The sequence below is a fragment of the Paenibacillus sp. J31R34 genome, from assembly GCF_059383715.1.
The window spans coordinates 159,629-185,520 of the sequence record NZ_JBXENU010000008.1 but is presented as its reverse complement, the minus strand read 5'-3'; the positions used below and the strand labels follow the sequence as shown (position 1 = coordinate 185,520).

Below are 25,892 nucleotides of genomic sequence, written 5' to 3'. Positions count from 1 at the left end.
CTCCGTGAAGACGTCCGAGAGTAAAGTCTCCATGACTTACTAACGTTATCGGGGAACGATAGTTGAATTGCCAACACTAGGCCGCGAGTACTTCGACGGCCTTCTGTGCATGCAACGAAACATTAATCATATCACTTATGCATAGATATTTCAGAAATATCACGGAGTTCAAAGTCCAGGCTTCGAGTCATATATTTATTGAAAAAACTTGAATCAATTCCTGTGAGCTGATGGAAGAAAGAAATTTCGGCTTTCCAATCATTCTCAATCATTTGACCAATGTCGATAACTCCTTTTTTTGAAACGAAATCAATGATGGTTTTGATTTTCATTGGTTTCTGTATTGGAATTACGTTATCTAGGGGCTCGAACTCCAAATAACCTTTCCGATGCATGGCCGCATAGAAGTTACGATGATCCTTTGACTGAATGATTCCAAGATTAGCTGCTCTATACCCCAATACCTGCAACGAAGTTTTCCATTTCTTTTTTAAATCCAAATAATCATCTGGATTGGTAAGATGGGACACGTCCTGCATATCGGTGGTGAATTCGTCTTCGGGTAATAATAAAGCGCCAGCAAACATATTTGCTTCATTCTCAATAAGTTTGTGTTCTTTTCGTTCTAGGTTCGTAAACTCCATACGATAATGAAGTAATAAATGACCTAATTCATGAGCGATATCAAAGTTCCTGCGAACAGCCGAACGCTTCATATTGCCTAAAATAATATATGGCCGATCATCCAGAGTCCAAAGGCTATAGGCATCAATTTCTTCACCAATAGCCTTTTCAAACACGAAAACACCGCTCTTTTCAATTAGGAACATAAGATCATCATTATTCGTTTTTGCTAGCTCAAGTCTTTGTCGTGCTAAAAGAGCAACATGGTTGATTTGAGCAGATCTATCGTCCTCTGTATGATTTAAATACGCTATAACTTCATCACGTAATTTAATCATTTTAAGGGTAGGATAACTAATTTTAGTTGTAAGATAGCTGACAAATACATTCAAAAATTCAACATGCTTAGCCTCCGCTTGTGTTTTTGAAATGACATTCAGCACTTTTGAGCGATAGGCAATATTCGTTAAGTCGATATTGGATGAAGTGATGTTCTTTTCAAGCATGTCTTCTGTATAAAAATATTTACTTTTTACTTGGAAAATCCGTTTTAACTCATTTACGATTTGCATTTTAGGTGATGTATAAGCATTCTCGTATTGCCAGACTGCTTGTTCTGTTACGCCTAACTTTTCGGAGAGCTCTTTACGCGAATATCCGTGCATGATTCGTAAATTGGTTAGGTTCTTACCAATAAACATGCTTGCTGCCTCCTAGTTAAATTAACATCATGCCATTTTATATATCTTGTTTTTTATCTTTTTCAATTATACCGATATCAAATGCTGCTGGGTCTATACGTTCATCATTTGATTCAGGTGCGACTACTTCTCGGTCCTCATCAGATAATGTAGCTCCTGAGATGAAATCGGACAGATCCTCGACAAAGTATGCAATGTTATCACTTGGATTGGGTAAATAGTGTAAGATCTCGGAAATTTGATACGCTTCATCAATAGCATATGTGAGTATGTGAAACTCATTGTAAGAAGATTTGAAATAATCCAGATCAGGTTTGACTGCACTTTCTAACATAAATAAGGAGAGCTGTTCGACTCTCTCGGTTCGTGCCCCTCTTTTTGGCGATTTTTCTGAGGCGGAAAATACCAAATTTTTATTTATTTTTGAAAGCTCATGAAGATAGGTACGAAGAGACCCGTTATTTTCACTCTCATCTGGAAGTGTAGCTTGTGAAAAGCAATCTTCATTGAAATAAGCGGCATTTTTAATAAGAAAAAGAATGTTGGAATCTCCATTAACGAATTGGAGGTAGTCCCATGTTAATCCAGCCTTTGCTTTCTTGTATGTAAATCCATGAGCGATGCACTCTTCAGCGAGTTTGCTCTCAATAAAGTTACCCTTAGTCCAAGAAAAAGCAGAGCTGATTTTCATTTTTGATTTTCTGTCTTTGCGATGATCAACATAGTCACGATAACCTTCAACAATGGCATCAACAATCATATTATTATGTGCAGGACTAAACTTGTATTTATCCACATCAAACACCTCAGTTCGATAATATGAAGACAGTTAATATTGTAATCGAAGTTGGGATGTATTGAAATGATTTTTTCTGTTTTTCTTAAAGTTTCAAGCTGTATCTTGCTTTTTCTTTATAGTGGTTGGTTTGAATTATTGACTATCTTTCTTGAATTTATTCGTAGGTTGCCTAAGATCATATCAGTCAATGGCAACAAAGAATGGAATACAATCGTCTAGTTATTGTACTTCCTAGTTACAGCTTGGGAATAAGCAAAGCAAAAGGAGCGTTTCCATGAAACCATATACCAGAAAAATCGTGGTGCTGGGAATCGTTGCTGCGATACTCATACCTATCCTGCTGTTCACAGAGTTTAATTACGGTTTTTACCAAAAGTTTCGATTCGAGCAGCGGGCAGAGCATTATTTGGCGGAAACCTATGCCGAAGACATGAAGATTGTGAGCGTTCGTTATTTATGGGATAACATAGAACCGCTAGTAGCGACTGTACACCCAAAATCCGATTCATCGCTCCGGTTTTATATCTACCATAGTGAGGAACGAGAGCTCGGATTAACAGACGATTATGCGACTACTTTATGGAAAATACAGGCGATGAAAGAAGCGGAGACACTACTGCAGCCCATACGGCCGGAGTACGCCCGCCACGCGAGTATCGATTTTTCCTGCTGTAAGGTCAGTGAATATGATTTTGCGTCGATTCGCGGGGAAGTGCCGCATTACGGGACAACAAAACTGCCCTTCGATTTAGCAGTTACTCTGGAAAGGGCGATGGAAGCAAACGATATGGATCATATGTATCAAGCTGTGGCGTCTCTTCGGGAATCCGCGTCACTTGTGCTTGGGAGCCTTGTATTCCGTTTTCCGCTTTCGGAGACAGGCGGCTTCGCTGTATTTGAGATTCCAGGTGACGCCTTAAATGCTGTCACATCCGCAGCGGATGTGGAAGCCTACAATGCAACGAGGATACCCGCACAGGAAATGGCCGAGCGAATCGGAGCCTCTCTTGAGTGGAACGAGCAGAAGAGCGAGGCGATCTTCACCCGGGATGATACGACTTTGGTCGTTCGCAGCTGGGGAAATGAGGCGTTTCTGAACGGAGAATCCGTTGCTGACCCAATAGGCGCTCATATTGGCGACTTCATGCACCTTATGGTGCCGGTCTGGTTGGCCGAGCACGCTTTTGAACAAAAGATAGCATTGTGGTAGCCTTTCTAATGAACTACGAAATATGACAACAGGTTGAATGGCTCCCAAACTAAATGAGTTAATACGTCCTAAAATGTCAAATTACTAGACATAGTCTTATTGAAAGTCGCTATTTTAGCGGCTTTTTTTGTTTTATCGGTATAAGTAGAATATAGTCCGATTACCGATTAGATGCTGATGAATAAGCAGTGTAAAAAAATAGCTTGCCTTAAAAGAAAATTTGTCATAAACTGTTGATGCATCAACCGTTGATATGTCAACGATTTTTTTGAAATTTATAGATTGCCTGTAGAAAAAGGAGAATAACACATGACAAAGACAGCATTAGTAACTGGTGCGAATAAAGGTATTGGATTTGAAATTGCAAAGCAGTTGTTAGAAGCGGGTTATCGTGTTTTAGTAGGGGCACGCGATCAGGAGCGAGGAGAAACGGCAGTAACTGCCCTCCGAGCATTTGGTGATGCACATTTGGTATTGCTGGACGTTGCTGACCTGCAAAGTATTGATCATGCAGTGACAAGTATTAAGCAGAATTACCCTGAGTTGGCGCTTTTGGTGAACAATGCTGGTATTCCAGGCGATATGCATAAACCAGGATGGGAGTTTGCAGTTGAGGAGCTGCAGGCAACTCATCAAGTCAACTTTATCGGCCCTTATGCACTTTCAAAAGGCTTGCTGCCCCTATTGATTGCCAATAAAGGCATGATTCAAAATATCAGTATCCCTCTTGAGCCGTTGCCTTACTTCAATGCATTTGCCTATGCAACATCCAAGGCTCCATTGAATGTCATGACAAAGTCTTGGGGAATGAGCTTTGAGAAGAACAATATACCTGTACAGATTTTTGCAGTGATGCCGGGGGCGGTTTCAACAGATCTGAATGGTAATATGACAGGAGATTTTGTGAAAACAACTGCTCAAGCTGCGGAATTTATCCTTACCTTTGTTTTGGATGATGAAAATCACAATGGACAGGTCATTAATTACGATGGCACTCTAGCAGTATACTGATTGAATAAAAGATTCAATTATAACTTTTGATCTATTTCCTCTTCGATAAAAGCCCTTTCTCCACTGGAGAGAGGGCTTTTAAGTTTGGATGATAAGCCTTCTACTTATAAAAGCTATGGCTATGGGCAGACTTGCTTGTAAAAAGAATCATTAAGTTGTATATTGTCTAATACATTGCAAGCCTTTAGCAATCATATACTATCAAGAAAGTTGGGATGGTTTTGAGTAAAGATTGGTCACAGGAGGCCACGTTGTTATACCAAATGTACCGTGTAAACAACGCCATAAATACTACATTCGATGCTTACATCAGCATCAGCCAATCTCGCTTTGAAATACTCGCATTGATATATCAAGAGATCGAAATCAGTCAAAGTGACTTACAAAAAAAAGTAACCCTTGATAAGGCAGCTGTCGCTAGGCATCTCAAACAGCTTGAAGACAACGAGATCGTATCAAGAAGAAAAAAAGATGGGGACAACCGTATGATTTTGGTTAAATTGACTGATTACGGAAGAGGATTAATCGAAACTTCACAAAGGGAGAAAGAGCATTTTGCGAAGGAACTATTAACTGATATTAGTGATACAGAACTTACCATGCTAAGAAAAATATTAGTTCAGTTAAATACAAATATTGAAAAAATGAAGGGAAATGCTTAGTAAGAACAGGTCTTTATTTCAGCGGCTTATTTCTTGAAGTAGTCACTTTTAGAGCATCTCTCCAAATCCGAATTAAAAAGGAGTAAAGCAGCCAATGGAAGATGGCTGCTTTACTCCTTTTTTGTCGCTTCCTCAATAAACCTTCTTCTGATCCCGATCCTCCTTGATAATTTCGACCGCTTCCTTGAAGCGTAGCGCATGCACGATCTCCCGCTCGCGCAGAAACTTCAGGCTGTCCTGCAAATCGACGTCGTCGGTCATATCGATGAGCCATTGGTAGGTCGCACGCGCCTTCTCCTCAGCCGCAATATCCTCGTATAAATCCGCAAGTGGATCTCCTTTCGCTTGTATGTAGGCGGCGGTGAAAGGAACACCTGAGGCATTGTTGTAAAATAGCGCGCTGTCATGGCTCACATAATGCGGACCAAGCCCAGCCTCTTCAAGCTGCTCGGGCGTTGCATCCTTGGTAAGCTTGTAAATCATCGTGGCGATCATTTCAAGGTGCGCGAATTCCTCCGTTCCAATATCCGTCAGCAGACCAATGACCTTGCTTGGAATCGTATACCTCTGATTCAAATAACGCAGCGCTGCCGCCAGCTCACCATCGGCGCCGCCATATTGCTCGGCGAGATAACGCGCCATTCGGGGATCGCATTTGCTAACCCGAACAGGGTACTGGAGCTTTTTCTCGTAAACCCACATGCCGTTGTCACCTCCAACATGCTAAGCCGCCGCTTTTCGAGCCTACACTGCCCCGATTGAGCGGCAGCCCGCTGTGCTTCATATTGACTGTCTGGCAGGTTTATTACACCTGCCAAGGCCAAGGCGTATCCGGCCACTGAAAAGGAAAACCAGAGAAGCTGTGTCCGTAGTTCATCAGCGGCCCGTACTTCATCTCGAACTGCTGGGCGCATAGCCGGCGCTGCTGGGCCAAATAATTGAACTGCTGCAAGGCTTGATGGTCATGTGGATGGGTATCGAGATAGAGGTTCAGCTCGAGCAGGCCAAAATCCAGCTGCTGCAGCTCCAATAGCTTGGCATAGTAGGCTTTATCGCACACGATAGGCTGCTCACTCATGACTAATAGCTCCCCCCTCCGCATTTCGATTCGTAAGGGCTGTATAGCGCCGGCCACAATGTTCCAAGCCGCAGCGCCTCCTCTAGCGAAAACTGCGGAAGGTTCGTCGGCTGAAAAGGAATGTATTGGTTCGGCGGAACGACATACGTCCGCACAATCATCGGCTCACACGGATCGTGCGGCCCGACGAAAGGGTACCATCTTCGAATTTGCGAATTGCTGTTCATGCACGGCCTCCTCCATCCAGCCAGAACCGCAGAATTTCCCGCGCTGTCCTGCATCCAGGCTGGAGCAATATTCATATGTATGAGCACCGCCCAGCTATATTGCCTGTCTGCTGCAAAATTTCCAATATTCGGCTTGCAATTGTGACTTTTTTATACGGAGGGACTGCCTTTGCTTACTCCATATCCGGAGGCATCATCTGATTGCGCTCAAGCAGCGCCCATAGCTCTTCGGCCAGCTCTTCGGCCGGATAGGGCATGGAACGGGTTATCCACCACTCCAGAACACCAACTGCGGCGGATACTAAAAACTGCTTCAGTACCTCTTTGTTCCGGTCTTTGTTAATCCCTTGCATATCTATGTTTTCACCGAGCTGCTGAAACATCAACTCCATCATGCGGCTTCGGAAAGCGGGAATGCTCTTGTTCGTTAGCAGCGTTGCATATAGAAAAGTATGCTCCTCTAAAAATTCAAGGGTTTGAAGCAGCAGCTCTTTAGAAGAAAAGGAGGTTGCTTCCTGGCTAGGCAAGCATTTTTGCTGCAGCTGGACCAAATGGACCTCGATGCATTGATCAAGCAGATCGAATTTATCTACATAATGCAAATACACGGTGCCCCGGTTTACATTCGCCTGATCTGCGATCTCATTGATTGTTATTTGCTCAAAATTTTTCTCTGCCATAAGTGCAATAAAAGCTTTCATAATCGCTTCCCGCGTTTTGAGCACCCGTCTGTCCATAGGACCCTCCTGAAAAATGGTTTTGAACAACTTTTCCAAATCTGTTGAATAATCAACAAATGGGCCCATTTTAGCGATTGAAGCGAGCCCAAGTCGTTGGTACTATCATTGTATTGAACGAATGTTGATAAAGCAACAAACGTTCAAAAAGGAGGTCAATATGAAAATATTAGTTTATGGCGCGGGCGTGTTAGGCAGCTATCTGGCCCATGTGTTAGTACAGGGAGGCAATGATGTTACGGTGCTTGCCAGAGGCAGCAGAGCGGAGGAGCTGAGCAGTGACGGGCTCGTGATTCGCCATTATTTTCAGCGTAAAACGACCGTAGATAAAGTGAAGGTCATTCAGACGCTCCCGGCGGATGACAACTATGACTTGATTTTTGTCGTGATGAAATATAATGATTTTCCAGCGGTGCTGCCGATTTTGGCGAAAAATAAAAGCCGCCATATTGTGCTTGTCGGCAATAATCCGACGGCCGCTGCGACGGAGCAAGAGTTATTGGCGGATAGCTTGCCTGACAAAAAGGTCGCCTTCGGCTTCCAGCTAAGCGGCGGCCGCAGAGAAAAGGGGCGCATGATCGCCGTACGTGGAGGCGGTCAAATGGTGCTTGGCAGCCTGAACGGACCTGTTCCCTTTAAAGATTTAATCGACAAAGTATTTGCAGTAGCGAAATATAAAATCGATTATCATGAGGATATAGATGCATGGCTTAAAAGCCACATCGTGCCGATTCTGGTGTTGAGCTCCGTCAGCTATGTCAAAGATAATCAATTTAAACATATAGCGAAAGACAAAAAGCTGCTCCAGCAAATGATTGCAGCTGTTGATGAAGGCTTTAAGGTAATGGAGGCTGTCGGCTATACGATTACACCTGCTAATCAGGTTGATTATTTTCGTCGGAAAAGGCAGCTCGTCTACTTTTTTCTGAAAATTTATCATCGTCTTCCCGTTGCGAAAATGATAGATGGCTCATTCGTGGAAATCGCCCATTTGCATAAAGCGTTTGATGTTTGGAAGCAGCAAGCTCGTATAGCAACGCCAAACTGGAATGAGCTTGAGGAGGCGTTCATCTCTAAAATGGAGGGGGAGGCTAACGGAAGACGATAAGCGGGGGATGAAAAAGGACAGCGCGGCTTCGCTGAGGCCCGCTGTCCTTGCTTATTGGCTTTTCAGTGGTTGATGTCCAGCTGTGCCTGAAGCCGTTCCAGTACCGCTGCCACCCCCGATCCGCTTGAAGATAAGCCGAAGCAGCGGCGGAACTGCAAAATAGATAAACCAAATGCGAAACAGCTGGTAGCAGCTGACGATGGCAATATCGGCGTGAATTTCCTTCGCCATAATGCCCATTTGATCCATTCCGCCGGGGACCATGCTTAGGAAGGCAGTTGCGGGCGCAATCGCATGCAGCTTCCCAAGCAGCACGGTAAGGCCGAATGCGCCGACTAGCAAAACAATTCCGCTAGCGACGGCGAGCAGCGTCATTCGCACTTTGCTTTTCAGACTCTCTGGCCGCAGCAGCAGCCCTACATAGGTGCCGATCATCAATTGTGCGGCGTTAATCATGGCCGATGGAAGTACAGGAGCATCCACGCCCAAGCCGTGAATAATCGCCGTTGCGATCATCGGCCCAAGCAAATAGGCGGAGGGCATTTTGATCCTTTTCGCCAGCAGGGCAGCCGCCACGCATGCGATGGCGAAAGGTACAATGCCGGGAAATAACGCGGCCCAGTAAGCACCCTCAGAACCATCCGTTATTGGTTTAGCCGCCTCATGCACTCCGCCAAATAGAGGGCTGAATACGAGCAGCGGCACACAGAAAATAATCATCATTAATCGCGACACCTGCAAAAAGGTGACGACCGTAATATCAATCCCCTTCGTATCCTCCGCCAAAATCACCATTTGTGACAAGCCGCCGGGAATACAGCCCATGAGCACGGTCGGCAGCGGCAGTCCAGACAGCTTGGCGAAAGTCACGGCGATTAAACCGCTGAACAGCAAAAGCAGCACGGTCATCAGCACCATAGTCGGCAGCTGATGACCCATCTGCCTGATCGTATCCAGCGTTAGCGACAGTCCGATCGAATAGCCGATCATAATGAGTGCGGTATCGCGTATGGAGCTGGGCCACTCCGGCCGCAGCTTCTCCTTGAGCAAGCGGGAGCCGATGAAGGCGAAGACCATCGGGCCGAGCAGCCAAGAAAGCGGCACCTGCAGCAGCGTGAATAGAAAACCGCCAGTCAGCGCGAGTACAAGTGTAATAAGAAAGCGGATCACAGCTGATCAGCTAGCTCGGCAATCCGTTTGTTTGCGTCTCCTTGGAACAACCCGCCGTGGTAGCAAATCACCTGCTCAATATCAAAAGCTTTAAATTTACCGAGGGAACGGATAGCCTCAGCCATATCAGGTGTAGCAGCAGGCACTGGCCCAGATAGCTGGCCATCGATAACGACCATAGCATCGCCTGCAAGAAGCGTCTTGCTCGGCTGGTGGTATAAAGCGACATGCCCCGGCGTATGGCCGGGTGTATGAATGACGGTAAGACCGCCGCCGAAGTCGAGCGTATCGCCATCTGCAATCGTCAAATTGACGTTCGGACGGGTTGGGTGTATGAACGTGTTCTCAAAGGCTGTCCGCTGCTGCTCAGGCATCGTGTCCAGCAGCTGTGCCATCCTTTCAGGAGATGCTTTGAGAAGAGGTTCTAGCCCGTCAATGGCAGCCTGATCCCCAAGATGAGCGTAAACGACAGGCAGCTTGCGGCTTCCGGACAGAAAACCTGGCAAGCCGCCAATATGATCTAGATCCTGATGGGTAAGTATAATCGCGCTAGGCGGTGCATCGGGGAACCCCGCTTCTACGACGATTCGCTGAATGGCTTCAGCAGAGCCGGGCAGACCAGTATCCACCAGCACCCAGAAGTCAGGTCCCCATATCGCTGTGGGATGGAATACTCGTTGATTGCCTCCCAAGCTTAAAGTCAATTCCAGCATTTCAATTCCTTCAGCTATGCGCATGTGCAGGCCACCGCGTCTTTCCTATTTATATAGAAACAAGCGGCAGCGCACCTCCTTTACCAGTAAAGTAAAACTTATGAGTTCAATATAGAACTAAATAGTTTCGGTGTCAACTCTACACATTGACCTTGCTCTTTCCTCATGTCAAGATAGGGGGGAGGTGGGCATACAGATGAAGGAATTACGAAAAGGGAAAATTTTGGATGCTGCTTTAGCGCTTTTTCGAGAGAAGGGCTACAGTGCTGTATCCATGCAAAATATTGCTGAAGCTTGCGGCATGGCGAAAGCGAGCATATATAAATTTTTTGCTTCCAAGGAAGATTTATTTACCGAGGTGTTTACCGTCTGCTACCGTTCTTTGCTGGAGCAGGAAGCGGAGCTTGACCGCGTGCAATCGCAGCAGGGCCTTGCGCCAAAGGAGAAATTTCGCCGGAAGATTGAATTCCAGCTGTATTATACAATGGAGAATCATTTGTTCATGCTCGACTTTAAGGAGCTGCCGATTACGGCAAATGACAAATTTTTGACCGCATGGCAAAATAAAAAGGCCGCTATGCTGACGTGGCATCGGGAGCTGCTGACAGAGGCGTACGGCGAGCAAATCGATCACAGCATATGGGATATCGTCACGATTTTTCGAGGCATGCTGCTGCAATATTTATCCTATGCCATTCAGAAGGTTCTAGCTGTGCCGATGGCTGAGCTGGCGGCTTTTCTGGTGGACCGGATGGACGCTGTCGTCCGCGATATGGCGGCCAAGCAGCCGAAACCGATTATTGACGGCGCCAACGTATATTTTAACCATTTGAACCCAAGCAATGAGCCGGTACGGCGGGAGACGGCCCTGCAGTTTCTGCAAACGCTAGCGGGGAAAATAGATGAGCTGCCTAGATCAGAGGCGGTTCGCGCAGAACTGCGGGAGGTCGTTTCGCTTATTCAGCAGGAGGCTCGGGCAGAGCTGCGAAATCCGACCCTTTTGCGCGTGCTTGCAGCTTATTTAGAAAATGTTTCCGAGCTGAGGGCTGACGTGCGGCAGCTGAATCTCATGCTATTCTAACCGCTTGCTATGGTAAAAGGGTGGATTTGAACACATAAAACTATTTTTTACATCAATTGTAAAAATAGCCGACAGATCCAGCTCTAGAATGAAAATTATTATGTCAGCGTATTCACTCCCTCCCTGAGAATGTCGATATACATATCACACAGATCAAGAGGAGTGAATTTATGAGATTTAGTATTCGATTCAAATTGCTAGCGGGGTTTATTTCGGTAGCATTACTGCTTGTTGCAACAGGAGTAATTGCAATATTTTCCATGAACGGAATGGGCGACAAAGCTAGTGAGATGAATGACAGGTGGATGCCAAGCGTGTCGCTGCTCGGCATTATGAATGGGGACGTGTCTGACATTGAGCGTCTTGCCCTGAACATCATTGTAGAAGAGAATGCGGATGAACTTAACAAGATGAACACTGCTTTGGATGGTCTTCTCGACAAGCTTAAAGCCGAAAACGAACAATTAGCAGCGATGCTTCAAAGTGAAGAAGAGAAGGCACTTTTCGATGAATATAGTAAAAGTCTGGATCTCTATCTAGCCAAAATGCCGGAGTTTGTTGCATATGGCAAGGAAGGAAACTTCGCTAGGTCAAGCGAGCTGCATACGGCAGCTTACCCGCTCTGGTATACGGCCAATGATAATATTACCAAAATGATCAATCTGGGAATCGAAGGATCGAAAAGTGCTGCAGATCAGTCGGTCGACTTGGCTGAGACAAGCACGAATACCATTATTGCTGTAGTCATCATAGCTGTAATACTGGCGCTGGCTGTTGCAATCATGATTGCGCAAATGGTATCCCGGTCTGTGCAGAAAGTAAGCAGAGCGGCAGAGCAAATTGCCCAAGGCGATTTGACCGGAGAGACGATCGTTATTAAAAACCGTGATGAAATTGGCGATTTGGCTAAATCCTTTAATGCCATGACCCATAGTTTGCGCGAGGTCATTCATTCCGTTTCCATGACCTCCTCGCTCGTTGCAGCTTCCTCTGAGGAGCTGATGGCAAGCGCTGACCAGAACAGCAAGGCGTCGGAGCAAATTTCCGAGACGGTCGAGGAGCTGGCTGTCGGGACAAGCGAGCAGGTCGAGATGGTGAAGCGCTCCTCCCAAGCCATCGATGAAATGTCGATTGGCGTCGAGCAGATCGCGCTGCGTGCGCAAAGTGTATCCACATCGGCACTCGATGCGGCAGCTCAATCGTCAGAGGGCAATCGGACGATTCAACAGGCCGTTGTGCAAATGGACTCCATTCAGCGCTCGATTTCCTCGCTTGCTGAGCTGGTTACTGGACTTGGCGAGCGTTCGGATGAGATTGGCAAAATTACCGATGTGATTACGGCTATTGCGACGCAAACCAATTTGCTGGCTCTGAACGCGGCAATTGAGGCGGCAAGAGCAGGCGATCATGGTCGCGGTTTTGCGGTCGTAGCGGATGAGGTCCGCAAGCTGGCGGAGCAATCATCCGCTTCGGCTATGCAAATTACCGGACTGGTCAGCGTTATTCAGAAGGACACGATTAATGCAGTCCAAGCCGTGACAATGAACAAACAAGAGGTGTCGCAAGGCATTTCGGTTGTGACGAATGCTGGAGAAGCATTTGAGCAAATATTGGATGCCGTTAACAAGGTAGCCGGCGAAATCCAAGAGGTTTCGGCTAGCGCGGAGCAAATGGCGGCAAGCACGGATGAGGTTGTCGGCTTTGTGAAGCAGATCTCCCACATTGCGGAGGAAGCTTCGGGCGGCGCGCATAATGTGTCCGCAGCGACACAGGAGCAGCTTGCTTCGATGGAGGAAATTGCTTCCTCAGCGGCATCGTTGTCCAGCATGGCTGAGGAGCTTCAGGATAAGATCAGCAGATTCAAAGTTTAAGTGAATAACGCTCTTAAGCTTCATTAGAAATAAAAGTAAAGAGACAGCTCCCGTAGTATTAGGGACTGTCTCTTTGCTTGTTATGGACGTATTGCTACGGCGTGACACCGACTCATGGATTGTTTAGAAAAATGGATAAGCGCACAATTTTAGCATCTACAATACGGAAATGATAGTCGAGGAGTAACGGATCGGGTAACCCCGTTTTGTCGTAGGTTCCTTCCAACTTGCATGTTACAACAACCTCATCCTTATTTTCTTTTACTGTTCCAGGCTCTAGGGTTACGTTTGCTCCAAAATGGTATTGATCACTCCATTTTTTAATCTCTTGTTTGCCAATCCGCTGTTTACCTTCATCCAACACAACGGCATCTTCCGTAAAGCAATTAATAAATGCTTCCGGATCGGGTTTATTCGATGCATGTATATATTCACGGATTACAGTAGGAATTTGCATGATTTCCATTGTTCTTCCCCCTTAGTTAGTTTGCACCATTAAACGGTAGGAATGGTTCCGCCATCAATGACATATTCACTTCCTGTAATGGATGCTGCACGATCTGAGACCAAAAATGCAGCCAACTCAGCGACTTCTTCAGGAAATCCAGGGCGGCCAATTGGAATGCCCCCAAGCGAATCCATAAGCTGCTGGAGCGCACTTTCTCTGCTTCCTGTTGCAGTTGCCATCCGATCAATCAACGCATCTGCTGCTTCAGTCTGAATAAAGCCAGGAGACAATGAATTAATGCGAATACCACGGGGAGAAAATTCATTAGACAGCCCCTTGCTGTAATTAGCGAGAGCAGCTTTAGCTGCTGCATAAGCTAATGTAGTTTCATAAAGAGGCAATTTTCTTTGGATTGAGGTGAAATGAAGAATAACCCCTGATTTATTTTCCAACATGAGTGGAATTAAGCCGCGATCAAGCCTTACTGCGGCCAGAAGATTCCAATTTAATGCCTGCAGCCAATCTTCATCGCTAAGGGCAAGTGCGCCTCCTGGTGGAGTAGAGGATCCGCCAACACAATGGACAATAATATCAATACCACCAAGCTGTTCTTTCACTGCTGCAATCAATTGCTCTACTCCTTCAGGCGACGCCATATCGGCTTGAACAAATTTCACCGAAGCGGGCATGTCAGCAGATACGGAACGGGCCGTTGTCAAGACAGTAGCTCCGCTGCTTGCTAGCCTCTTCACAACAGCTTGCCCCATTCCTTTTGTACCACCAGTTACAAGCACTTTCTTGCCTTTAAATTCGGTTGCCGAGTACTCAAATGTTCTGCCCATATCCATTCCTCCTTATGATGAATAATAGTACACTTGACTCCCTTATAACGTCCAATCTATTATAATAATGAAAATGATGAATAATATTAATATAAAGAAGGTCATATGATGGAGCTTACACAATTAGAGTACTTTATGACGGTTGCACGTTTAGAACACATGACGATGGCTTCAAAGACACTCGGTATTACCCAGCCAGCGCTAAGTCATGCGATTGCCAAGCTTGAGAACGAAATCGGGGCTCCCTTGTTTGAGCGTAACGGGCGAAATTTGAAGCTGAACCGTAATGGCGCCATGTTCTCGAAATGGATCGGCAAAGCCTTGCAGAACATTGAAAGCGGCGTAAAGGAAATCGAAGAATGGTCTAACCCGGATACGGGCGTTGTTACTCTGTCCTATCTCAATATCCTTGGTGTAGACTTAATCCCTCATTTAGTTCGAAGCTATCAATTAGAATATCCCAAAATCCGCTTTGAATTGACACAAGGGAATCTTGGAGATATAGATGAACATTTGGAACAAGGACATTCGGATCTTATGATTACATCGAAGGAATCTACTTTAGACAATCATAGATGGTTGGTTATTCAGAAGGTCTCATTGTATATTGTTGTATCCTCCCAGCATCATTTAGCGAATCGTTCAGCTTTGAGTTTGGCAGAGCTTTCGGGTGAACCATTCATTGGTTTGAAAAATAATTGCGGATTAAAAGCGACGATTATGTCGCGTTTCCAACATACTGGTTTTGTGCTTGATTCGGCGTATGAAGCCGAGGATTTAATCACAGTAGCTGGCTTTGTTAAGTCAAATCTTGGTGTATCTGTCTTGCCTAAGACGATGGGATTGATGTTAAACGAACTTGTTTGGATTCCGATTACTGATGATGGTTGGTATTGGGAAATAGGCTTAAAGTGGAGGGAGGATCGACATATTTCTCCGGCTGCCAAGCGGTTTATTGCATTTGTTGAAAATGGGCAGCGGCAGTCTGATTTGCAATAACTCAACACTTTTGCAGAAATTGGTTGGATTACGCGTTTGATTTCCTATTGCTGCCGCTGGCGTATTGTTCGGGCGTGACGCCGATAACGGCTTTAAAATCCTTAATAAAATGCGACTGGTCGTGGTAGCCAAGCTCAAGCGACAGCTGCGTCCAATCGTGGCTGGGACTGCGATCCAGCGTTTCAGCGGCATTTTGCAGCCGATACAGCTGAATGACCCATTTAGGCGAAACGCCGACATATTGGTCGAATAGACGCTGCAGCGTTCTTTTGTTGATATGAAAAGCCGCACATAGCTGGTCGACCTTCGTAACGTCGCGCTGTGCCATAATCCAATCGACCATCTGATTAATGAGCGTGACCGACTCATCCTGTACGGGCAGCTTCGGTTTAATGAAGCGCTCGGCGAGCTCGACCATTGCCGCTTCCCCTTCCTGTGACAGCAGCAGTTCCTCCGTGGATGGACCATCAACATCGAAAATTTCACGAATGTCCAGCGGGCGATCAGCTAGTGAGGACACCGGCTGCTGCATAAAAGGATAGAAACCGCCAGGGCGAAATTTTGCCCCGAAGACGCAGCCTTTGCCTTCTACAAGATAACTATACTTCTGCTTGGCTGCGCCGAAAATACCGCTTCTTCCCTGCTGAATAATGAGATTCACGCATGGATTAGGGACAACCTCCTGTAAATACTGTTTTTGCTCAGGCAAGTCCCAACTGACGATCCAGAAATGCTTGACGAAAAAAGCAATATCCTCGGAAGGGGCATAACGCGTAAGCTGAAAATTTTTCTCCCCCTCCTGCAAATGGAGAAGGCCCATGCTTGGTCGATGCTTGCTTGTGCTCATCATAAATTCCTCCGCATATTATTGTCGTTGTCATTATCGTTGTCGCGTTTTTACAATACATGCTGCTGCTTGCACATTATAATAATTTTATCACAGCCAAGCATACTAGCAAGATAAGGTGAAACGGCTTTCGCCGACCTCTGGCGTCGCGTCGCGTTTCATTCCGAGAAATATAGTGAAAGGATGGAACAATCATATCCTTTCCTATATTTCAAGTAAAAAGGTCAGCCCATTCACGATTGCGAAGGAGTGTAGGTATGGATTTGAAATATGATTTTTATATCAATGCCGAGCCGGAGGAGGTATGGAATGCGTTCATGAAGCCGGAAAACACGCGCAAAATCTTTTTTGGCAGCACGCTGCATTCGACCTTTGAGCCAGGCGCCCGTTATGAATACATTGGCCCGAATGAGAAGGGCGAAGAGGTTGTGCATGTATACGGAACGGTGCTGGAATATAAGCCAAATGAGCTATTCAGCTGTACGGAGCATCCGGGGCCATCCTATCGTGAAAATCATGCGGAGCTGGAGACGCGGCTTACCCTGTCGCTTGAGAAGGTCGGGGGCTGCACGAAGCTGACGCTGGTGAATGATAAGTGGCCAGCAGACCACCCGTCGTATGAAAATACGAAGGCGAGCTGGTGGATGATTCTCAGCAATATTAAGACGCTGGCGGAGACGGGCAAGACGCTTGATTTTGGCTGGTAAGCGCACAAACGTAATGGGTTAAAGAGTGAGAGCAATAGAGGCATTTTTTGAAAAAAAGTAAGGATATATCCGCTTTCATCGAAAAAAAGAACCAGAGCCATAGGTGAAGTGCACCCCTTAGAATGGACATTGGAATAAACCCCTGGTTTATCCGATGAAATTCTAGGGGGTGCATTTTTTATGCCGGTAAAGGGACAGAAGTTTAAACGATACACGCATGAGCTGAGATTGGAAGCAATCAGACTCCATGTTGTGGAGGGATGGACCTATCGTCAGATTATTAATCATTTAGGGATAGCAGACGTATGTCGGATGAAAGTGTGGATGAGGAAGTATCGGAAGCAAGGCGAGTTTGGATTATTGGATCGACGTGGTCGGCAAGAGGAATACATCGACGAGAATCGTCACATTCAAAGCCTTAAACGGGAGAATGAGATGCTAAAAAAGTGTTTGGAAATCTGGATGCGGGAGACGTGCGCCATAAGTACAGAACCATTGAACAAGCATCGAAGTGGTATACGGTAGCTGAACTTTGTAAAACATTCCACGTTTCACGAAGCGGTTATTACGCTTACTTAAAGCGAAAGTCTGTGGACCGGGATAAGGATGTCAGGGGGAAAATCCAAGCCTTATACGCGAAGTATGACGGTAAATACGGGTACAGGCAGCTACAGCTCTTTCTCTTGCAGGAGCATGGGATTTGGGTCAATCATAAGAAGGTTCTGCGCCTCATGCAGGAGCTTGGACTACGCTCTAAAATTCGGCGCAAGCATCGTTGTAACTACGCTTCCTCCGCAGGTGGCCGCGTCGCAGAAAACTTACTGAAACGGGAATTTCATGCCGAATGGCCAAATCAAAAATGGGTCACCGATGTCACGCAGTACCGTGTCGCGGATACTTGGCTGTACCTGTCTGCGATCAAGGATCTGTATAACAACGAAATTGTTGCGTACCACATGGGGCTTCGGAACGATAATCAGCTTGTTCTACAGACTTTTGAGAAAGCATTTGAAAAGCAAAAAGACGTGACGGGATTGATCGTTCACAGCGATCAAGGATTCCAGTACACGTCCCTTGCTTACCACGACATGCTGCCAAAGGTTGGCGCCCAAATCAGCATGTCTCGCCGAGGCAATTGTTATGACAATGCCTCCATGGAGAGCTTCTTCTCGCATCTCAAAACGGAAGGACTCTATCCCTATGATATACGAAGTATCGAAGAGGCACAAAGGCGAATTGAAACGTATATCACATTTTATAACAACGCTAGACCGCAAAGAAAACTAAAAAAATTGACGCCGATTGCGTATCGGCGCCAGCATGTTGCTTAGGTGTTTTTTTCATTGTCCGCTAAATGGGGTCTTGACCATAGGCGGCTTTGGTTCTTTTTTGCGATTTAAAGAAAGAATAACGAGTCAGCTTGGTTTGGCCAAACTTCTTTACAAACCCTAAGAACAAGCTAATATGGATGTTATATACATACAAACGATCAAGGGGATGGATTTATGCGGATTAAGTTTGAGGAATGGGTTGTGGAAGCTGATATAGCCTCTATGCACAAAGCTATGGAGGAGGGCGTACTTAGCTCCGAAAAACTGACGCTAATATATTTAGAAAGAATAGATCGTTATAACCCGATCATCAATGCGGTGCTTGAACTAAATCCAGAGGCCATAGCCATCGCGAAGCAGTTGGATAAGGAACGCGAGGAGCGTGGGAGCAGGGGGCTGCTGCATGGAATTCCTATTTTGTTAAAGGATAATATAGATACGCATGACGCCATGCATACAAGCGCAGGCTCCATAGCTTTAGCAGATTCCATTGCCGAAGAGGATTCGTTCGTAGCTGCCCGCTTGCGTGAAGCGGGTGCGGTATTGCTTGGTAAAACAAATATGACCGAATGGGCAGGGTGCATGTCGGGTCAAATATGGGCGGGATACAGCTCTAGAGGCGGTCTCACGCTCAACCCATATGGCCCAGGGGAATTGTTCATTGGTGGCTCCAGTTCTGGTTCAGCGGCAGCTACCACAATTAATTTAGCAGCAGCAGCTATTGGAACGGAGACGACAGGCTCGATCATTAGCCCTGCCAGCCAAAATGGCCTTGTCGGACTGAAGCCAACTATTGGTCTCGTTAGCCGCGCTGGCATTATCCCCATCTCTCATTTACAAGATACAGCGGGTCCTTTGACGAGAACCGTTGCTGATGCAGCACTGCTGTTGGGGGCAATGATGGGTGCGGACGGACAGCAAGAGACGCGCTTTATAAATAACTATCTCCCTTTTCTGGACGCTTCCTATTTAAAAAAAGCGAGAATCGGCATTCCCAGATTTTATTACCAGGGCTTAGATACTGATCGGCTTGAGATAGTAGAGGCTGCAATTGTCGTTCTGAGAGAGGCGGGAGTAACGATTGTTGATCCTGTAGAGCTGCCATGTGAACAGGTACAGTGGGATGGCAATGTCATCTGCTACGAATTGAAGCAGGGCTTGAATGATTATTTGGGCAAGCTTGCTGCGCATGTCCCTGTTCATTCCTTGCAGGAGGTCATTGCCTTTAATGCTGCAAACGCTGAGCAAGCGTTAAAATATGGCCAGGATATGCTTATTTCTTCGGAAGAGACGAGCGGGACCTTAACGGAGCCTGCTTATTTGGAAAGCCTAGCAAGGAATAAAGAAATGGCGGGTAGGCTAGGAATCGACCACGCACTTGCAGAGCATCAACTGGACGCGCTGCTGTTCCTTGGCAACGAGGGGGGGGACGATCTTGCTGCAAGAGCGGGTTATCCGGTTATTACCGTACCTGGCGGATATGCGGAGAAGGGGGTTGTCGCAAGTGGCGGATATGTAACCAATGGACCGCAAGGCATCACTTTTGTGGGGACCGCCTTCAGCGAGCCGACCCTAATAAAGCTGGCTTATGGCTTTGAACAATTAACGAAGCATCGCTTTGCTCCTGTATTGAAGGAAGAAAAATAGAGTTTGAGGCTGCTGCGTAATATTTTCAAAGTATTGCAGCTTGATAACCTTGGCTGTAGCTAGGGAGGGGAAGCCACGATGAGTGTAAAGCTTTTATATATTGAGGATGACAAGGAAATTGGAGATTTCGTATGTGCCCATTTGAAGGAGCAGGGCTATGAGGTACTATGGCTGCTCAGCGGTGAACGGGCGCTGGAGAAGGCAGAGGGCTGTGGACTGGCGATTTTGGATGTGATGCTGCCGGGTCTGGATGGCTTTACGATTGGGCAGAGGCTGAAAAAAAACGACCCGAGCCTGCCGATTTTAATGTTGTCCGCTCGGACGGCCATTGATGATAAGCTGCAGGGCCTGCAATTTGCTGATGATTATTTGACTAAGCCTTTTCATCCTGATGAGCTGACGGCAAGGGTCGAGGTGCTGCTGCGCCGCTTTGCGAACGTTGCGGCTGAGCCGCTGGCGGTGAAGCATTGGCTCGTGTATGAGCAGGAGAACCGGATTGAAAATCGGGAGACCGGAGAAGAGCTGATTTTGACCGGCAAGCAGTTTCAAATTTTCTCCTACCTCCTGCGGCATCTAGGTCAGATTATGACGAAGGAGCAAATTTATGAGGGTGTATGGGGCGAAGCTTACCTGGAAGGGGACAAGACGCTGATGGTACATATCCGTTATTTGCGCGAGAAGCTGGAGAAGGACCCGGCTCATCCCGAAATTATTGAAACGGTGCGGGGCATCGGATATCGGGTGAAGCCGTGAAGCGGGAAAAGAAGGAGCAGCGGAGACGCAAAGGTGGCCGTTTTTTTCAATCGCTGCAATCCAAATATTTGCTCATTATTTTATTGGCGTTTCTGTTCGTGCCGATCGTGTTTCCAGTGGCAACGATTATGTATTATTTGCTGGGAGTTGCGGTTCAACAGCAGAACATGCAGGAGCTTAAATACGGCAACACCAGCCAGATTGAGCTAATGTTTCATCAGCAGGCGGCTGAGCTCTCCGGCGCATCCAACCAGCACATCAATGACACGTTGCACAAGCTGTGGGAGCGTTATCCGGATGCTTCCTTTTTTTGGGTCGATGGGAGTGGAAAGACCAAGCTGGAGCTCGGCGGGCAGATCGGACTGCCGGCGATTTGGTCGAGTGAGGATAGCATCCAGTTTATGAAGGAATATACCGGCTCGGACATGTTTACAGTTGTAGCCTTTATCGGGGATAAGCCGCTCAGCCAAGGCTTTATGGCGATGCAATTGCCGCGTACGCTTGTGCAAAGCAGCACGCCGCTGATTTCTGGTGCCCCTTTTTATATTCTTTTTCTCATCCTTGTGTTCCTATTTTTCGTGGCTTTGTCGCTGTTGTTCTTTCGCCATATACGCAGGCGCTTGCTGCGTTTGCAGGCTGCTATGAAGAGGCAGGGGGAGGAAGGGCTGCCGCTGCTGGTAGAGCAGCAGAAGCACGATGAGATCGGACAGCTCGAAACCGCTTTTAACGAAATGATTTTGCAGCTTAGAGCGAGCAGGCAGCGGGAACGCGAGGAAGAGGAGCTGCGCAAGGAGCTGATTGCGAATTTATCGCATGATCTCCGCACACCGATGACGGTGATGGGCGGTCAGCTGTATACGCTGCACAAGGAGCCTCTTAGTCAGGCGGGACGCGAAACGGTGAAGCAGTTGGAACATAAAATCGATACGGTCAGCAGTCTGATTGAAAATCTGCTCTCGTATACGTTGATGACCAGCGGACGGTATCCGCTGGAGCTTGCGCCGCAGGATGTGCTGCGGCTTGTCAGGGAAAGCGCAGCCTCCTGGTATCCGCTTTGGGAGCGCGAAGGACTGGCGGCGGATATTGAATTGCCCGAGCAGGCGCTCATCTGGCGTGTGGACAAGGAGGGCTTCCGCCGTATTTTGGACAATCTGTTCCAAAATGTTATGCGGCATGCCGCGGACGGTGGTTACATTGGCGCAGCCATAGTGCAACATGGCGAGCATTCGGCACTCGTCATTTCGGATCGGGGGCCCGGCACCCAGTCGGCCTCGAAGGAAAAAGGAGCAGGCATCGGCCTTGCGATTGTTCATTATTTGGTCCGCGAGATGGGGCTGGCGTGGCATATCGACAGCTCGGCTGCTGGCACGCGTATTCTGATCTATCCGGAAGCGGCGGCGGGTTATTTTTTAAACAAAATTTAAACAAAGCAGGTCTATGGTTTTAACCTTGATGCGTTATTCTAGCTTTCGAGGTGATAGACATGAACGAGTGGGTCATAGAAACGAAGGGGCTTAGTAAAAAATATAAAGGGCGCTACGCTGTATCGGGTCTGAATTTGCGAATTGCCAAAGGCGACATTTATGGCTTCCTTGGGCCCAATGGCGCGGGAAAAACGACGACCATCCGCATGCTGCTTGGGCTGATTAAGCCGTCCAGCGGCAGTGTACATATTTTCGGCAAAGCGCTGCAAAAGGAACGGCTGGCGATTCTTCGCAAAATTGGCTCGCTGGTGGAGTACCCGTCCTATTACGGGCATTTAACAGCAATCGATAATTTGGAGGCGATTCGCCGAATTATTGATGCTCCAAAGACGAGAATTTCCGAGGTGCTGGACATCGTTGGTTTAACGAAGGAAGCCCGGCGGCCCGTAAAGGGCTATTCGCTCGGCATGAAGCAGCGTCTTGGCATCGCCAGCGCATTGCTGGGCAATCCGGAGCTGCTGATATTGGATGAGCCAACGAATGGCCTCGACCCATCCGGCATTTTGGAAATTCGCGAGCTGATTAAGCGCATGCCGCAGCAGCATGGCATTACGGTGCTCATCTCCAGCCATTTGCTGAGCGAGGTTGAACAAATGGCTAGAACGGTGGGCATTGTTCGCCAAGGGGAGCTTGTTTTTCAGAATACGATTCAAAATTTGCAGCAGCAGGCACAAGGCTCGATTGTACTGCGGGTATCCGACCCGCAAGCGGCGCTGCTCACCTTGTATGAGCAGGGCTTGGACGCTGTCAGAGAGGGCTCGCTCATTACATTGGAAGGAGTTAGTGATGCTGCTGCGGCGCAGATGGTCAATCAATTAGTAGCGCGCAAGCATGAAGTGTACCGCATCGAGGAAAAAAGAAAGTCGCTGGAGGACCTTTTCCTGCAAATTGTTGGGGAAGGGGGACAGAGGTGATGGGCATGCTTTTCAAGGCACTATCTGCCGATTTATTGAAAATACGTCGTAAAGGGCTTTGGGCGCTCGTTATATTCGCTCCTTTTGGCGTTGTATTGCTGCAAGCTGTCAATTTTGGGCTTCGTTATGACTATTTGGTGAAGCAGTATTCCGAAGATTTATGGGGCGGCCTGCTGCATAACATCTTCATGTTTGTACCAATATCGCTGTTTCTCGGCTGTGTGCTTGTCAGCTCGCTGCTGGCGAATGTGGAGCATGGCACAGGCTCATGGAAGCAGCTGCTGGCGCTGCCTATATCAAGGCTGACGGTGTTTTCTGCGAAATTTGCGCTGAGCGCGATTTTGTTGGCATGCTCCTGCCTGCTGCTTGCCGTGTTCTCTGTCGCCTTAGGTGTGCTGCTTGGCTTCGGCTGGCACTTTCCGCTGACAGAGGTGCTGCGGCTAAGCTTCTATCCTTATACAGGTGCGCTGCCCATGCTTGCATGCATGTTATGGCTCTGCATGACCTTTCGCAATCAGGGCTTCTCCATTTCCGCCGGGATCGTTACCGCGATAGCTTCCTTGTATCTTCCGGCCAAATATACGTGGCTGCCGCTGAACTGGCCGCTGCTCGCCTTCAGAGGCGAGCAGGGAGAGCTTTATATCGGCGCAGGAATATTGACCGGGCTCGTTATTTTTTCACTGGGCTCTGTCCATTTTGGCCGAAGGGATGTGCTCTAAAATGGCTGCATTCATGAGGTTGCTGGCATCCGAGCGGCTTAAGCTATCCCGTACCTTCATCTGGCTGCTCGTTCCCATTAGTCCGCTGCTGGCTCTTTTTCTAGGCGTTCTCTCTAATTCAATAGAGGGCACGCCTGCCGAGCAATATGAAGGCTTGTATTCATCCATGGCGTTGTTTCATGCGGTGCTGCTTTTGCCGATTTTGACAGGCGTCTTTGCGGCTTTCGTCTGCCGCTATGAGCATGCAGGGGGAGGCTGGAAGCAACTGCTGGCGCTGCCAATATCGCGTAAATCGCTGTATTTCGCCAAGTTCTGGCTCGTTTCCGAGCTGCTCATCGGTGTGCAGCTGCTTTTCTTGGCAGCGGTGCTCATTACAGGTGCTGCCCGCGGACTCCATGAAATCCCTTGGCATTTCATGCTGCTGGGTTTGCTGGGAGGCTGGCTCGCTTGCTTGCCATTAGCAGCGCTTCAGCTGTGGGCATCCACCAGCTGGAGCAGTTTTGCAGCGCCGCTAACGATTAACGTCATGCTGACGCTGCCGAATATATTAGTTATCAACTCAGCGGAGTATGGCCCCTTTTATCCTTGGGCGCAGCCGACGATTGCGATGCTGGCACTGGGCTCCGAAAATTATGGTGCCTTCACTATGCCTACAATGAACTTGTTTATGACGATTATAGGCAGCTTGCTTTTATTTTTTATCGGCGGCCTGCTCTATTTTCGAGCTAAAGAAATATAATAACAGGCAGCAGCAGCTCAGCCTTACGGTTTGAGCTGCTGCTGCGTTTTCTGCTGCTTATGCAAGAGCGGCCTGACCACATACCAGAAGTAGAGGGCGCTAATAAGCATAACGATACCGGTAATGAGAAAAGGGAGCTGGACATTTTTGTGCTCCAGCATTAATCCTGTCGCATAGGCAGCCGCCGCGCCGCCTATACTGCGGAACAGAGAGCGCAGACCCGCAAAGCTGTTGCGGTCCTCGTCCGGGAGCGACGACATTGTGTTGCTGTCAATCAGCGTATTAAGGAAGGCGAACAGCCCGCCTCGCAGCAGCAGAGCGCCAGCGAACAGGCTAACCGAGCTCGTTAGGGACAGCACCGCTGCACTTATAATGGTAAGCGCGAACAGAAGCATATACGTTTTCACCTCGCCGAGCCTGGACAAGATTGAAGGCACGAGCAAGGTGCCGATGAATAAGAAGAAATAATGGGCTGCGAGCAGCGACGATACGGCTTCATTTTCCCAATCGAGCTGGTACTTTACGATGACGTTCAGGAAGGGCATGGTTAAAGCGCCAGCAATGCCGGATATGAAAATAAACCCGGACAGCAGCCAAACCTGCTTCGTCGGCAATAGTTGAGCGAGTGAACGCGTGAATTTACGTGAAGCGGATTTTTCCACAATGGTCACCCGATCCTCGCAGCCAGCTCCCGTTTTCCTAGCAATCGCTACCGCTGTCGGTCGATCATCTCCCGGGTGGTGCGCCTCCTGCGTTTGCTGCTTCACTGCAGCGTGGCGGTCAGAAGGCAGCTTCAAGCCGCGAATGATCGCAAGCAGCAGCATGAATATCGCAGCCAGCCACAGCTGCGGCTCATAGTTGTCTTCAGGCGTGCCAAGCCAGCGGGGCAAATACCCGCCGAGCAGCGTACCGCCGATGTTGAAGAACATAAATACAGCAAGAAACAGGCTGTAAGCCTGCGTTTCCGATTCCCGTGAACGATTATATTGAAACAACAGCTGTGTTTCCGTTGCGACAATGAATACGATGCCGCAGGACAGCATAGCCTGAGCGCAATAATATAGAAGCAAGTGGTCGCTCACTGCAAACAGCGCAAAGCTGCCGGACATCAAGCTGATGCCGATGACCATAATGCGCTTTCTACCCAGACGCCCTGCCAGCATGCTGGCGGGGATGCCGACAGCTCCTCCAATTAAGGTGCTGACCGATGTTAGGTGACCGATGGCCCCCTCATTCACACCCTTGGATAAAAAATATAAATTCAGCACAAGGCTCGACAGCCCCATGGTCATTCCAAAGCATATTTCGCTAAAAATCAGCCATTTTGCAGCGGGTGCAAGCTGTTTAATGGCCTTGCCGTATCCAAACATAACGATCCCCAATCTGATGATGAACAGTGCTTTCGTTAAACGACTCTACTGCTTCCCATGTGGAATTTTAACTTTCATGAAGTATAACATGAGCGGTTAG

The 25,892-nt window shown here is 47.6% G+C and carries 28 protein-coding genes; 16 read left to right on the top strand and 12 right to left on the bottom strand.

Translation table 11 applies throughout. The annotated features are described in order from the left end of the window. Positions 1–131: 131 nt before the first annotated feature. Positions 132–1,325, bottom strand: coding sequence for a spr1629 family repressor/antitoxin (locus AC50YG_RS22130; RefSeq protein WP_494829661.1), 1,194 nt, complete (start codon positions 1,323–1,325; stop codon positions 132–134). 37 nt (positions 1,326–1,362) lie between these two features. Beyond that, positions 1,363–2,121, bottom strand: coding sequence for a spr1630 family ClpXP-sensitive toxin (locus AC50YG_RS22125; protein ID WP_494829659.1), 759 nt, complete (start codon positions 2,119–2,121; stop codon positions 1,363–1,365). A gap of 277 nt (positions 2,122–2,398) precedes the next feature. Between AC50YG_RS22125 and AC50YG_RS22120 the strand changes: the two genes are divergently transcribed. The 3 genes from AC50YG_RS22120 (at position 2,399) to AC50YG_RS22110 (ending at position 5,007) form a co-directional block, all read left to right on the top strand. Then, positions 2,399–3,334, top strand: coding sequence for a stalk domain-containing protein (locus AC50YG_RS22120; protein WP_494829655.1), 936 nt, complete (start codon positions 2,399–2,401; stop codon positions 3,332–3,334). A gap of 309 nt (positions 3,335–3,643) precedes the next feature. Next, on the top strand, positions 3,644–4,345 hold the full coding sequence (locus AC50YG_RS22115) for an SDR family NAD(P)-dependent oxidoreductase (protein ID WP_494829650.1): 702 nt from the start codon (positions 3,644–3,646) through the stop codon (positions 4,343–4,345). Positions 4,346–4,560: 215 nt separating this feature from the next. Beyond that, positions 4,561–5,007, top strand: coding sequence for a MarR family transcriptional regulator (locus tag AC50YG_RS22110; protein ID WP_473756955.1), 447 nt, complete (start codon positions 4,561–4,563; stop codon positions 5,005–5,007). A 132-nt stretch (positions 5,008–5,139) separates the two neighbouring features. Here AC50YG_RS22110 and AC50YG_RS22105 read toward each other — a convergent pair whose 3' ends face one another. From AC50YG_RS22105 to AC50YG_RS22090, 4 genes are all read right to left on the bottom strand, one after another. After that, positions 5,140–5,709, bottom strand: coding sequence for a manganese catalase family protein (locus tag AC50YG_RS22105; protein WP_473756954.1), 570 nt, complete (start codon positions 5,707–5,709; stop codon positions 5,140–5,142). A gap of 103 nt (positions 5,710–5,812) precedes the next feature. Continuing rightward, positions 5,813–6,085: a spore coat protein CotJB gene (locus tag AC50YG_RS22100; protein ID WP_473756953.1), complete on the bottom strand. Its 273-nt coding sequence runs from the start codon at positions 6,083–6,085 to the stop codon at positions 5,813–5,815. A 2-nt stretch (positions 6,086–6,087) separates the two neighbouring features. Further along, positions 6,088–6,312: a spore coat associated protein CotJA gene (locus AC50YG_RS22095; RefSeq protein WP_338554109.1), complete on the bottom strand. Its 225-nt coding sequence runs from the start codon at positions 6,310–6,312 to the stop codon at positions 6,088–6,090. A gap of 173 nt (positions 6,313–6,485) precedes the next feature. Then, positions 6,486–7,049: a TetR/AcrR family transcriptional regulator gene (locus tag AC50YG_RS22090; RefSeq protein WP_494829646.1), complete on the bottom strand. Its 564-nt coding sequence runs from the start codon at positions 7,047–7,049 to the stop codon at positions 6,486–6,488. A 160-nt stretch (positions 7,050–7,209) separates the two neighbouring features. Between AC50YG_RS22090 and AC50YG_RS22085 the strand changes: the two genes are divergently transcribed. After that, positions 7,210–8,157 (top strand): ketopantoate reductase family protein, encoded by a 948-nt coding sequence (locus tag AC50YG_RS22085; protein WP_494829644.1) that lies wholly within the window; start codon positions 7,210–7,212, stop codon positions 8,155–8,157. A gap of 51 nt (positions 8,158–8,208) precedes the next feature. Here AC50YG_RS22085 and AC50YG_RS22080 read toward each other — a convergent pair whose 3' ends face one another. Beyond that, positions 8,209–9,327 (bottom strand): AbrB family transcriptional regulator, encoded by a 1,119-nt coding sequence (locus tag AC50YG_RS22080; protein WP_494829642.1) that lies wholly within the window; start codon positions 9,325–9,327, stop codon positions 8,209–8,211. Beyond that, positions 9,324–10,064 carry an MBL fold metallo-hydrolase gene (locus tag AC50YG_RS22075; RefSeq protein ID WP_494829640.1) on the bottom strand — a complete coding sequence of 247 codons (741 nt, stop codon included), beginning with the start codon at positions 10,062–10,064 and terminating at the stop codon, positions 9,324–9,326. Before AC50YG_RS22075 ends, AC50YG_RS22080 begins: the two co-directional genes overlap by 4 nt. A gap of 172 nt (positions 10,065–10,236) precedes the next feature. Here AC50YG_RS22075 and AC50YG_RS22070 point away from each other — a divergent pair, with 172 nt between their 5' ends. Further along, positions 10,237–11,121, top strand: coding sequence for a TetR/AcrR family transcriptional regulator (locus tag AC50YG_RS22070; RefSeq protein ID WP_494829638.1), 885 nt, complete (start codon positions 10,237–10,239; stop codon positions 11,119–11,121). Between the two features lie 170 nt (positions 11,122–11,291). Continuing rightward, positions 11,292–12,992 (top strand): methyl-accepting chemotaxis protein, encoded by a 1,701-nt coding sequence (locus AC50YG_RS22065; RefSeq protein ID WP_494829636.1) that lies wholly within the window; start codon positions 11,292–11,294, stop codon positions 12,990–12,992. A 112-nt stretch (positions 12,993–13,104) separates the two neighbouring features. On the opposite strand, the gene AC50YG_RS22060 is transcribed toward AC50YG_RS22065, so the two are convergent. Beyond that, a complete protein-coding gene (locus AC50YG_RS22060) occupies positions 13,105–13,458 on the bottom strand; it encodes a nuclear transport factor 2 family protein (protein ID WP_494829634.1) in 354 nt (117 codons plus the stop codon). Between the two features lie 29 nt (positions 13,459–13,487). After that, positions 13,488–14,282 (bottom strand): SDR family oxidoreductase, encoded by a 795-nt coding sequence (locus AC50YG_RS22055; RefSeq protein WP_494829871.1) that lies wholly within the window; start codon positions 14,280–14,282, stop codon positions 13,488–13,490. Positions 14,283–14,390: 108 nt separating this feature from the next. Between AC50YG_RS22055 and AC50YG_RS22050 the strand changes: the two genes are divergently transcribed. Next, a complete protein-coding gene (locus tag AC50YG_RS22050; protein WP_494829632.1) occupies positions 14,391–15,281 on the top strand; it encodes a LysR family transcriptional regulator in 891 nt (296 codons plus the stop codon). 28 nt (positions 15,282–15,309) lie between these two features. Here AC50YG_RS22050 and AC50YG_RS22045 read toward each other — a convergent pair whose 3' ends face one another. Then, on the bottom strand, positions 15,310–16,128 hold the full coding sequence (locus tag AC50YG_RS22045; protein WP_494829630.1) for an AraC family transcriptional regulator: 819 nt from the start codon (positions 16,126–16,128) through the stop codon (positions 15,310–15,312). Between the two features lie 257 nt (positions 16,129–16,385). Here AC50YG_RS22045 and AC50YG_RS22040 point away from each other — a divergent pair, with 257 nt between their 5' ends. The 9 genes from AC50YG_RS22040 to AC50YG_RS22000 all read left to right on the top strand — a co-directional run bounded on the left by AC50YG_RS22040 (position 16,386) and on the right by AC50YG_RS22000 (position 24,422). Then, a complete protein-coding gene (locus AC50YG_RS22040) occupies positions 16,386–16,835 on the top strand; it encodes an SRPBCC domain-containing protein (protein ID WP_494829628.1) in 450 nt (149 codons plus the stop codon). Between the two features lie 180 nt (positions 16,836–17,015). Next, on the top strand, positions 17,016–17,360 hold the full coding sequence (locus AC50YG_RS22035) for a transposase (protein WP_494829626.1): 345 nt from the start codon (positions 17,016–17,018) through the stop codon (positions 17,358–17,360). Next, a complete protein-coding gene (locus tag AC50YG_RS22030) occupies positions 17,282–18,166 on the top strand; it encodes an IS3 family transposase (protein ID WP_494829622.1) in 885 nt (294 codons plus the stop codon). The genes AC50YG_RS22035 and AC50YG_RS22030 overlap by 79 nt, the downstream gene beginning before the upstream one ends. 174 nt (positions 18,167–18,340) lie before the next feature. After that, complete coding sequence (locus AC50YG_RS22025; protein ID WP_494829617.1) at positions 18,341–19,813, top strand: amidase family protein; 1,473 nt, start codon at positions 18,341–18,343, stop codon at positions 19,811–19,813. A 78-nt stretch (positions 19,814–19,891) separates the two neighbouring features. After that, on the top strand, positions 19,892–20,566 hold the full coding sequence (locus tag AC50YG_RS22020; RefSeq protein WP_473756933.1) for a response regulator transcription factor: 675 nt from the start codon (positions 19,892–19,894) through the stop codon (positions 20,564–20,566). Further along, a complete protein-coding gene (locus tag AC50YG_RS22015; RefSeq protein ID WP_494829614.1) occupies positions 20,563–21,990 on the top strand; it encodes a sensor histidine kinase in 1,428 nt (475 codons plus the stop codon). The genes AC50YG_RS22020 and AC50YG_RS22015 overlap by 4 nt, the downstream gene beginning before the upstream one ends. 59 nt (positions 21,991–22,049) lie before the next feature. Beyond that, positions 22,050–22,964: an ABC transporter ATP-binding protein gene (locus AC50YG_RS22010; RefSeq protein WP_494829612.1), complete on the top strand. Its 915-nt coding sequence runs from the start codon at positions 22,050–22,052 to the stop codon at positions 22,962–22,964. Continuing rightward, complete coding sequence (locus AC50YG_RS22005; protein ID WP_494829869.1) at positions 22,964–23,683, top strand: ABC transporter permease; 720 nt, start codon at positions 22,964–22,966, stop codon at positions 23,681–23,683. The genes AC50YG_RS22010 and AC50YG_RS22005 overlap by 1 nt, the downstream gene beginning before the upstream one ends. Before the next feature lies 1 nt (position 23,684). Continuing rightward, positions 23,685–24,422, top strand: a complete 738-nt coding sequence (locus AC50YG_RS22000; protein WP_494829610.1) for an ABC transporter permease — start codon at positions 23,685–23,687, stop codon at positions 24,420–24,422. 23 nt (positions 24,423–24,445) lie between these two features. Here the strand turns inward: AC50YG_RS22000 and AC50YG_RS21995 are convergent, their stop codons facing one another. Beyond that, the gene (locus AC50YG_RS21995) at positions 24,446–25,792 is read right to left on the bottom strand and encodes an MFS transporter (RefSeq protein WP_494829608.1); all 1,347 of its coding nucleotides are present in this window, start codon (positions 25,790–25,792) and stop codon (positions 24,446–24,448) included. Between the last annotated feature and the right edge of the window lie 100 nt (positions 25,793–25,892).

Bases quoted from the DNA above. Each gene is read 5' to 3' on its own strand.
- AC50YG_RS22000 (WP_494829610.1), top strand. From the start codon at position 23,685: ATGGCTGCATTCATGAGGTTGCTGGCATCCGAGCGGCTTAAGCTATCC.
- AC50YG_RS22040 (WP_494829628.1), top strand. From the start codon at position 16,386: ATGGATTTGAAATATGATTTTTATATCAATGCCGAGCCGGAGGAGGTA.
- AC50YG_RS22130 (WP_494829661.1), bottom strand. From the start codon at position 1,325: ATGTTTATTGGTAAGAACCTAACCAATTTACGAATCATGCACGGATAT.
- AC50YG_RS22045 (WP_494829630.1), bottom strand. From the start codon at position 16,128: ATGAGCACAAGCAAGCATCGACCAAGCATGGGCCTTCTCCATTTGCAG.
- AC50YG_RS22085 (WP_494829644.1), top strand. From the start codon at position 7,210: ATGAAAATATTAGTTTATGGCGCGGGCGTGTTAGGCAGCTATCTGGCC.
- AC50YG_RS22120 (WP_494829655.1), top strand. From the start codon at position 2,399: ATGAAACCATATACCAGAAAAATCGTGGTGCTGGGAATCGTTGCTGCG.
- AC50YG_RS22115 (WP_494829650.1), top strand. From the start codon at position 3,644: ATGACAAAGACAGCATTAGTAACTGGTGCGAATAAAGGTATTGGATTT.
- AC50YG_RS22105 (WP_473756954.1), bottom strand. From the start codon at position 5,709: ATGTGGGTTTACGAGAAAAAGCTCCAGTACCCTGTTCGGGTTAGCAAA.
- AC50YG_RS21995 (WP_494829608.1), bottom strand. From the start codon at position 25,792: ATGTTTGGATACGGCAAGGCCATTAAACAGCTTGCACCCGCTGCAAAA.
- AC50YG_RS22005 (WP_494829869.1), top strand. From the start codon at position 22,964: ATGGGCATGCTTTTCAAGGCACTATCTGCCGATTTATTGAAAATACGT.
- AC50YG_RS22025 (WP_494829617.1), top strand. From the start codon at position 18,341: ATGCGGATTAAGTTTGAGGAATGGGTTGTGGAAGCTGATATAGCCTCT.
- AC50YG_RS22055 (WP_494829871.1), bottom strand. From the start codon at position 14,282: ATGGGCAGAACATTTGAGTACTCGGCAACCGAATTTAAAGGCAAGAAA.
- AC50YG_RS22020 (WP_473756933.1), top strand. From the start codon at position 19,892: ATGAGTGTAAAGCTTTTATATATTGAGGATGACAAGGAAATTGGAGAT.
- AC50YG_RS22065 (WP_494829636.1), top strand. From the start codon at position 11,292: ATGAGATTTAGTATTCGATTCAAATTGCTAGCGGGGTTTATTTCGGTA.
- AC50YG_RS22060 (WP_494829634.1), bottom strand. From the start codon at position 13,458: ATGGAAATCATGCAAATTCCTACTGTAATCCGTGAATATATACATGCA.
- AC50YG_RS22070 (WP_494829638.1), top strand. From the start codon at position 10,237: ATGAAGGAATTACGAAAAGGGAAAATTTTGGATGCTGCTTTAGCGCTT.
- AC50YG_RS22110 (WP_473756955.1), top strand. From the start codon at position 4,561: ATGGTTTTGAGTAAAGATTGGTCACAGGAGGCCACGTTGTTATACCAA.
- AC50YG_RS22095 (WP_338554109.1), bottom strand. From the start codon at position 6,312: ATGAACAGCAATTCGCAAATTCGAAGATGGTACCCTTTCGTCGGGCCG.
- AC50YG_RS22090 (WP_494829646.1), bottom strand. From the start codon at position 7,049: ATGGACAGACGGGTGCTCAAAACGCGGGAAGCGATTATGAAAGCTTTT.
- AC50YG_RS22100 (WP_473756953.1), bottom strand. From the start codon at position 6,085: ATGAGTGAGCAGCCTATCGTGTGCGATAAAGCCTACTATGCCAAGCTA.
- AC50YG_RS22035 (WP_494829626.1), top strand. From the start codon at position 17,016: ATGCCGGTAAAGGGACAGAAGTTTAAACGATACACGCATGAGCTGAGA.
- AC50YG_RS22050 (WP_494829632.1), top strand. From the start codon at position 14,391: ATGGAGCTTACACAATTAGAGTACTTTATGACGGTTGCACGTTTAGAA.
- AC50YG_RS22075 (WP_494829640.1), bottom strand. From the start codon at position 10,064: ATGCGCATAGCTGAAGGAATTGAAATGCTGGAATTGACTTTAAGCTTG.
- AC50YG_RS22010 (WP_494829612.1), top strand. From the start codon at position 22,050: ATGAACGAGTGGGTCATAGAAACGAAGGGGCTTAGTAAAAAATATAAA.